The 7,955-nt window shown below is 55.6% G+C and carries 7 protein-coding genes; 4 read left to right on the top strand and 3 right to left on the bottom strand.

Annotation, left to right across the window (positions count from 1 at the left end; genetic code table 11):
• Positions 1 to 153: 153 nt before the first annotated feature.
• A complete protein-coding gene (locus ACQUQ1_RS21345; RefSeq protein ID WP_435066239.1) occupies positions 154 to 1,464 on the top strand; it encodes a phosphoribosylamine--glycine ligase in 1,311 nt (436 codons plus the stop codon).
• 137 nt (positions 1,465 to 1,601) lie between these two features.
• Here the strand turns inward: ACQUQ1_RS21345 and ACQUQ1_RS21340 are convergent, their stop codons facing one another.
• Together ACQUQ1_RS21340 and ACQUQ1_RS21335 are read right to left on the bottom strand one after the other, a co-directional pair.
• A complete protein-coding gene (locus ACQUQ1_RS21340) occupies positions 1,602 to 2,471 on the bottom strand; it encodes a hypothetical protein (RefSeq protein ID WP_435066238.1) in 870 nt (289 codons plus the stop codon).
• A 203-nt stretch (positions 2,472 to 2,674) separates the two neighbouring features.
• On the bottom strand, positions 2,675 to 3,445 hold the full coding sequence (locus ACQUQ1_RS21335; RefSeq protein WP_435066237.1) for a tyrosine-type recombinase/integrase: 771 nt from the start codon (positions 3,443 to 3,445) through the stop codon (positions 2,675 to 2,677).
• A gap of 207 nt (positions 3,446 to 3,652) precedes the next feature.
• Here ACQUQ1_RS21335 and ACQUQ1_RS21330 point away from each other — a divergent pair, with 207 nt between their 5' ends.
• Both ACQUQ1_RS21330 and ACQUQ1_RS21325 read left to right on the top strand, forming a co-directional pair.
• On the top strand, positions 3,653 to 4,822 hold the full coding sequence (locus ACQUQ1_RS21330) for an ABC transporter substrate-binding protein (protein WP_435066236.1): 1,170 nt from the start codon (positions 3,653 to 3,655) through the stop codon (positions 4,820 to 4,822).
• Positions 4,822 to 5,751, top strand: coding sequence for an NAD(P)/FAD-dependent oxidoreductase (locus tag ACQUQ1_RS21325; protein ID WP_435066235.1), 930 nt, complete (start codon positions 4,822 to 4,824; stop codon positions 5,749 to 5,751). Before ACQUQ1_RS21330 ends, ACQUQ1_RS21325 begins: the two co-directional genes overlap by 1 nt.
• Before the next feature lie 217 nt (positions 5,752 to 5,968).
• Here the strand turns inward: ACQUQ1_RS21325 and ACQUQ1_RS21320 are convergent, their stop codons facing one another.
• Entirely contained in the window at positions 5,969 to 6,820 is an 852-nt protein-coding gene (locus ACQUQ1_RS21320) for an IS5 family transposase (protein WP_435066234.1), read from the bottom strand.
• A 28-nt stretch (positions 6,821 to 6,848) separates the two neighbouring features.
• Between ACQUQ1_RS21320 and ACQUQ1_RS21315 the strand changes: the two genes are divergently transcribed.
• Positions 6,849 to 7,589 (top strand): restriction endonuclease FokI C-terminal domain-containing protein, encoded by a 741-nt coding sequence (locus ACQUQ1_RS21315; RefSeq protein ID WP_435066233.1) that lies wholly within the window; start codon positions 6,849 to 6,851, stop codon positions 7,587 to 7,589.
• Positions 7,590 to 7,955: the final 366 nt, after the last annotated feature.

Here is a 7,955-nt window from a genome sequence, read left to right as displayed (position 1 = left end):
GGCGTCGAGATCGCCATCTGCGGGTTCTTCGACGGCGAGCGGTTCGTCGACCGGGTCAATTTCAATTTCGAGCACAAAATGTGGGATTTATCATTTATTGGCCCCGAGAAAGCTCGAACAATAACACAAACGGTCGCTTACTAAATAAAACCAATGGAAACCAAACACTTCCTGTTCGTCTCAGCCGACGCCGCACTGATCACTGACCTGGCCTGGCAAGTCCACCGCGAGGGCCACGACGTGAAGTACTACATCGAAGCCGAGAGCGACAAAGAGATTGGTGACGGGTTCGTCCCGAAAACCGACGACTGGCGTTCCGACGTGGAATGGGCGGACGTCATCATCTTCGACGACATCTGGGTTGGTTCCGATATCGGGACCGGGGGACTCGCCCAAGAACTCCGCGACCAAGGAAAAGCTGTGGTCGGTGGCACTCCAAACACAGATCATCTCGAAGAAGATCGCGGCTATGCGATGGAGATCCTCGAAAATCACGGTGTGAACACCGTTGAGCACCACATTTTCAACGACTTCGACAAGGGGATCCAGCACGTTCAGGAGAATCCTGCACCGTACGTGATCAAGCCGCTCGGTGAGGTCCAGAACGTCAAACGGCTCCTCTACGTCGGGAATGAAGATGACGGTAGTGACGTCGTTGAGGTGTTGAAAGCCTACAAGAAGGCGTGGGGCCACCGGATGAAGGGATTCCAGCTGCAGCGGAAAGTCGAGGGCGTTGAAGTCGCTATCTGCGGGTTCTTCAACGGCAACGAGTTCATTGACCAGGTCAATTTTAATTTTGAGCATAAGAAATTGTTCCCGGGAAACATCGGGCCACAGACCGGCGAAATGGGGACATCGATGTTCTGGGCAAGCCAGAACAGATTATTCAAAGAGACCTTCGGCAAACTGGAAGACTGGCTCGCCAACGAAGGATACGTTGGGAGCATCGACATCAACTGTATCGTGAACGAGAACGGCATTTACCCGCTGGAGTTCACACCGCGGTTTGGGTACCCGACGATTGCGCTGCAGGAAGAGTCCATCGAGTCATCTACTGGCGAGTTCTTCTACGACCTTGCCCATGGTAACGACCCAGAAGTAGAGGTGCACAACGGGTACCAGATCGGTGTGCGGATCGTCCTGCCGCCATTCCCGTTCGATGACGAGAAGACGTACGACGAGAACTCTCGGAATGCAGCTGTGGTGTTCGAGACGGACAGCCGCGACGGGATCCATCTCGAAGATGCGAAGAAGGTTGATGGTCAGTGGCGCGCAGCGGGCGACAACGGAATGCCCATCGTCGTGACCGGCAAGGGGGACACGATGCAGTCCGCACGTGAACAAGCATACGACCGGATCGACGACATCGTGATGCCGAACATGTACTACCGCGACGACATCGGCGAACGGTGGATCAACGGTGACGGCGACCGCCTGCAGGCGTGGGGCTATCTCGGTCCGTAATTATAGAGCGAGGCTAGGCATTCTACTTCAATGGAGACTGGTTCTGTTGAGCGGGGAGAGGATCCATCAGAGGAGTTAGGGTGAGTGAGTTCAGACGGGTACCTCGCTCAATAATAAAAAAATTGTTACGCGTAGAGTTATTTCGCGTCCTTCCCGGTGTCGGTGTCTTCCGTCTTTCCGTCTTCACTGGTGTACCATCGCCACAAGAGATAGAGAAGGCCGACTACCGCGACAATTAGGATAAGTTGTGTTATCAGTGATCGACGTGTGTACCAGGCTGCGATTGTGGAGCCAACTTTGATTAAACGTCGGGTGAACCATTTTCCTCCGCTGATGGCTCGACGTGAAACGAACTTCACACCATCAACGAGTCGACTGATGACGACGCGCGTACCGTGTTTCAGCGTAGCAGCGCCCTTGCGACAGCCCCGGAGTATTCGTTTTCCCTGCAGTTTTGCTTTCGTCCGCCATGGCCAGTCATTTGCCGTGACGACATCCACGTCGTACGCTTCAGGATTCGCGCTCTCTGCTACGCCGTTAGTAGCCCCAATAACATCCACCTTGCCAGCATACTCTTCAAGAGTGCTGTTTCCGACCGCTCTTCCATGATGTTTGGATTGGATAGCTATTTCGCCAGACGATGTTTTGACAATTTTATCGACTCCGCCGTCGGGCGTAAAGACCGACGTACCATCTTCAATCACCGTGCCACCAACCTTCTGTGCGTACGCCTTGGCGTAAGCTCGTTCAGCGAAGTCAGCCTCAAGGTATCGATCAATCCCGAGACGTCTAGTCACCTCTGCCGCCACCCCTGTTGCCCACAGGGTTATCCCGCCAGTGACCACTGACTTCGAGCGGTCCGCGTCGTTGAGATGCTCCTCCTCACCTTCGGAATCCGTCTGTTTGGTTGTCTCTTCGGGGGTGGGTTCTCGCGGGTGCGACTCAGTAGGACTAATCTCCCTGGCGTCAGTTTCCAGTTGCGGGTCATCGGGGTCTTCGACCGCCATCAGCTGGGCCCCCTATCTCCGATGACAAGGAACTCAGTAGTCTTTCCACCCATCAAAATCTCTTATGTTGAGTATTTTCCGGGAATGGTAAAAATCATTCCCAGTTTCAGAGGAAAAGCTCTGCTCAGAGACCTCACCAACGGAATTGTCCCTGAAGCAGCAGTATCTATTCTCTCAACGATGTCACGATTGGTCCAATCCAGTCACCGCAGTCCGAATTTGTATATTTCTTCGAGGTACCGCTTGTGGATGTCCTCGAAGTACGGGTGGACGTAGTCGTCAAGTGAGTCTCCGTCTTTCCCTTTGATCGAGTCACCGCGCATGTACTTCACCAGCTCGCGGTTCCAGTCCTTCTCTTTCCTGAACCACGTCGAGAAGTAGTGCCGGCCGAAGTGTGAGGTGATCGAATCGTACTTGTCGTCTTCGTCGTACTCGTACTGCGGGTGGAAGTACTCCTTCCAAATCTCGTTGATCTTCGAATTCCCCATCTGATTGTGCCGCGTCTGTGAGAGAAACAGCCACGGCTTCCCATTGTCCGGGCGGACCATGAGGTACCGAACCAGCGCGATTTTCAGCTCGTCGGGGATGGGCAGGACCCGCTCGTTCTCCGACTTGTTCCCCTCTCTGTCGTACCGCGTCGGGAAGTAAATCGCATCCACGTTGTCCGGGAGGCGATCATGGGTGCCGAGTTCAGGATAGTGCTTCTGGAGCTCTTCGTGCTGGATGTTCACCTCACTGAGTTCAAGGTTGCACGCTTCCTGTGCTCGGATCCCGAGGAACAGCATGATGAGGATAATTGCGCGATGCTTCCAGTGCTTCACAGTAACGAGCACGTCTGCTAAATCCTCGACGGACAGGTTGGGTGGTGTCTTCGAGGTATCGGTCTTCCACTCCTCGTCGTCGAGTACCTTCTTGAACGGGTTGTAGCTGCCGTCGTGCGGCAGTGCGTCCTCGCTGATGAAGAATTTGAACACCCTGTTGAGGTGGATGAATTTGGCCTTGTTGAAACCCTTAATCGATGATAGGTTTCAGCAGTCCTGCTGCATACAGAGCGCGTATCGGTCACGGGAGCGATTGCTTGTAGCCGTCTGAAGACCGAAGCAGTTATGATATTTTAGGCTGGCCTAAACCATATATCCGAAAATAACGGTGGACACGAGGCACCAACGCGGAGAGACTACATGAAGTATGGCGGGGCTGTCGTCGGCGGAGGACTGCTCGCTGGCTGTGCAGGCCAGTCCGATACCGGAGCGTCGCCGGAGTCCACGAGCACGGAGACATCGACCGACAACGGGAGTTACACGGTCGAGATGTTCCCCGTCGGCGAAGTCGAGTTCGAGGACGTACCCGAAACGTGGATGGCGACGAATCGAAATGGCTGGGCCGACATGGCCGCTGCACTCGGGCAGGTCAACGGCAATCGGTCAAGCACGCTCTACAGGAACCAAATGTGGTACGACCTCCTAGGCATCGAATACAACTCTGATTGGCCGGAAATCTATCGGGACGGTTCGCTATCCAAGGAGGTGTTCTACGAACTCGACTGTGACGTTCACTTTTTGGACCCGAACAACTTGGTTGAAACGAATGATTGGGACGAATCCGACGTCGAGGAAATCGAGGAGAACATCGGCCCGTTCTTCGCCGCGTTTATCCGCGCCGTGAACGCCAGCTGGCAGCGGGATCTGGGGTACCCTGAGGAGGCCCCGACGATGCTGGAGGCGTTGAAAAAGCTCGGGCAGGTCTTCCAACAACCGGAGCGAGCACAGGCGATGCTTGACCTCCACGAGGAGGTGCAGTCAACGGTGGACTCACGGTTGGAGGGGATCGAACCTGTCGAAATCGGAGCTGTGTATCCGACTATGATTGAAGGGAAGTTCAGGGTACTCAACCCGGTAGGGGGGGGTGGCGGCTACGGGTACAAACATCATCGTGACTTAGAGGTAGTAGACGCGTTTGCAGAACAGATGCCAGAAAACGGGTTCTTCGACACAGACTACGAAGGGCTTCTGGAAGTCGATCCAGATAATCTGGTTGTCGTGAATGGCATTGCGAATTGGGAGACTGATTGGAGGTGGGACCAGGAGTGGTTCATGGAGACCTGGATTGAGCAACTTGAGAACCATCCTGTCGGTCAGGAGCTGACCGCCGTTCAGAATGGGAACATTCACCCGGGAGGGGTCAGCGAGCAGGGTCCGATCATCAATCTGTTCCAGCTCGAATTCACCGCCCAACAGCTCTACCCCGAGCAGTTCGGTGAGTTTACCTTCGAGACCTATCCGGAGGTGCCCGAGGAGAACCAACTGTTCGACCGCCAGCGCGTCCGCGACATCATCAACGGCGACATCTAATGACCAGCACAGGAATCGAACCGACACACGAGTGTGACCACGATGCGGTCATCATCGGCGGCGGGCCAGCAGGCTGCTCGGCAGGCGTCTTCACCGCCCGGTACGGCCTCGACACCGTCATCTTCGACCGCGGGCGCTCGTCGATCCAGCAGTGTGCCCACCTCGAAAACTACCTCGGCTTTCCGGCGGGCATCGACATCGAGACGCTATACGCGTTGATGCACGACCACGTCGAGGAAGCAGGCTGTGAGATCGTCCCCGACCTCGTCGAGTCCATCGAACGAGCCGATAGCGGCGACGGATTCGTCGTTGAAGTTCAAGAGGGTGACGCAGTAACCGCACGGCGAGTTGTCGCCGCGACGCGCTACGATGGCGAGTATATGCGCGGGCTCGACGACGAGTCCGCGATGTTCGAAGAGTACGAACACGGCGGGGAAACACACGAGACCTTCGACAGCGAGTACGCCGACAACGACGGCACGACCCCGGTCGACGGATTGTACGTCGCCTCACCGTCGACGGAAGCCGATAGACAGGCAATCATGGCCGCCGGACGCGGGGCACGCGTCGGGCTTCGCGTCGTCGAGGACGCCCGCAAGGACCGTGGCTACCCCGAGGCAGTTGCCGACCACTACGACTGGATGTACCAAGAGTCCGCGGTCGGGGACGAGTGGCGCGACCGCGACCGCTGGCGCGAGTGGTTCGCCGAGCAGCTCCCCGACGACCACGGCCTGGACAAAGCGCGACGCGTCGCGTTGCGCGAGCGGGAAATCGACCGCTCGTTTGAGACGTACCTCTCGGACGAGGAAATCGAGCAGCGTGGCGTGCGCGGACAGAAGCGCCTGCTCTGTCACGTCGACGACGAGCTCATTCTCGATGCGGCGCGCGAGATCGAGGCCGAACACCACCCGAACGAGGTGGGCGACTGACCATAGCTGGAGAGCCTGTCCCCAATACCACGCCCACCTCGCGTTGTGACCTCTGATTTTCCTAGTTCGACAGATCGCTGATTACGTTCCACTCCTGTAGTATCGCAATAGATACGAACGGTCTTTTATTGGTACGTTCAGCTCTTTTTAGCGCGAAACAAAGGACGGTGGCCTGCTGCATACACCCTCTGTATTCAGCAGTCCCTTCCTCTCGGAATCACGGACAGTCGCTCTCCTCGTGTGAAATAGCGAGGCTTTGCTCCAGATTGTGAACGATACACTTGATGATAAGTTCGCGGAACTGCTTCCACCAGAGACGCGACCGGACGAATGCACCGAATTTCTGTTTAATCGCCGCGTTGACTGTCTCGTTCATGTTCCGCCTGTGGTAGAGATCGCTGTCCAACCGTGCATTCCACGCTTTGTGGAGTGAGGTGAACTCCCGATGCTTGATGAGTGGTCGAATATCGTGGTCACGGGCCAGCCGCCGGAGTTTCTGGTCGTCATATCCCTTGTCGCCGGTCAATACCGAGATGGACGCCGCATTCCGTTTCACTACCTGTGGTGCAATTTGCGTATCGTGTTTCCGAGTCGTCGTCACGTGAATATCGAGCACGGCGTTGGTCGCCGTATCGACTAATAGCGTTGTCTTCAACTGCTGGATGGTGAGGTTCGTTCGCTTCGTGTAGTGAGTTGAAGCATGCGCCCGCTCGAACCCGGACGCATCGATGCCGGTGATACCGTTCAGCGGCATGTCAGCGAGCGAGACGTTCAGTAACACCCGCCAGACGGCCATCTCCAAGCGGTCGAACGCCTTGCAGAGTGTCGAGGGTGCGGGAATCGAATCGAGATCGAGGGCGTTACGGATGCGAGGCATCTCGATAAGTTCGTCAACGAGGTCGCGGTACGTGGTCGTCTTCTTCACTTTGAGACAGAGAAGAACGACGTGGTGGCGGAGCGTGAATCGCTTTCGAGAATAGCGTGTGGAAAACCGTGCAACAGCACGGCGAGCCAGCACCATAGCTCGTTCAACGAACCGGAGAAGTCGTGACTTCGGCAGAGAATCCATCCTGTCTCAGATTACTCACCCATCATGTTTGCCCGCAAGGGTTTCAACAAGGCCAGACATCTCGAATGCGATCTACTGGGATCGAGAACTCCGTCCAGAGTGGGAAGCGGATGAGGAGGAGGACGTAGATCCGACGGGAAGTTCTCAGGAGGAAGATGTTCTTGCTAGCTTCCTCCCACCTATCGTCTCTGACCTGAGCGCTGTGGCAGAACGAGACAGTGAAGCTGAAGCAGAATACGAAGAGCAAGATCGAGATCTAGCTGTCGTCTTCGAGGAGAAGCTCCACCATTCGTTCCGAATCCTCGGCTTCGACGTCGAAGAACTTGGTCAGGGATCCGGTCGCCAGCCTGATGGTATCGCTACCGCTGTTCGAAACGACTACGCCATCATCTATGACGCGAAAGTCCGTGGTGACGGCTACTCCATCGCCACGGACGACCGAGCGATTCGAGAGTACATCGAGACGCACGCGCGGCAACTGCGCGATCAAGGTGTTCGTCGCATCTATTTCGCTATTGTGTCCTCGACGTTCACCAATCCCGATCACAGCACACTGCGTGAGCTCCGGGAGACGACCGCCGTAGAAAGTATCGTGTTCCTTAGCGCCGAGTTACTTGAAGAACTCATGGTACTTCGCCTCCGGGAGCCGTACCTGAATCTGGATGATATCCGGGCGGTGTTCGGAACGAGAGACGGTATCTTCCGTCGAGAAGAATTGAACAACGTCCTCCCCGACTGGAGAGACATCACCGTCGACGAATTTCTTTAAACTATCGCCACTCCCTGCTACTCGCCTCTCTCATAAGTTAGTATACCTGACATCTTATAGAACGAAGCACTGCCACGTATCTCTACACGCATTCGTGGTCACCGGTGGGTGCCAGAGAATTCCAGCGGTTTCTCTCTGTGTAGGAAATCACGATTTCTGAAATCGTGATTTCTTCCATAGGGGTACTTAAGGGGAAATCAGTCAAAAAACCTCATGTCGAGAATTTCAGCCATAGGACGCCTGATATGCCGGATTTTGATTCTGAAATCCATTATAGATCTCACCTTTGCGAGCACAAGAAACTGTTTCCGGGGAACATCGGCCCGTCGACCGGCGAGATGGGAACGTCGATGTTCTGGGCCGGCC

The sequence above is a fragment of the Halobaculum sp. EA56 genome (assembly GCF_051195075.1).
In the GTDB taxonomy this organism is placed as follows: Archaea; Halobacteriota; Halobacteria; order Halobacteriales; family Haloferacaceae; genus Halobaculum.
Note: the sequence above shows the minus strand (reverse complement) of the source record. Positions and strands in the feature narration are given on the sequence as shown.

Excerpts from the sequence above, each read along its gene's own strand:
- ACQUQ1_RS21345 (WP_435066239.1), top strand. The coding sequence starts at position 154 with ATGGAAACCAAACACTTCCTGTTCGTCTCAGCCGACGCCGCACTGATC.
- ACQUQ1_RS21340 (WP_435066238.1), bottom strand. The coding sequence starts at position 2,471 with ATGGCGGTCGAAGACCCCGATGACCCGCAACTGGAAACTGACGCCAGG.
- ACQUQ1_RS21330 (WP_435066236.1), top strand. The coding sequence starts at position 3,653 with ATGAAGTATGGCGGGGCTGTCGTCGGCGGAGGACTGCTCGCTGGCTGT.
- ACQUQ1_RS21325 (WP_435066235.1), top strand. The coding sequence starts at position 4,822 with ATGACCAGCACAGGAATCGAACCGACACACGAGTGTGACCACGATGCG.
- ACQUQ1_RS21320 (WP_435066234.1), bottom strand. The coding sequence starts at position 6,820 with ATGGATTCTCTGCCGAAGTCACGACTTCTCCGGTTCGTTGAACGAGCT.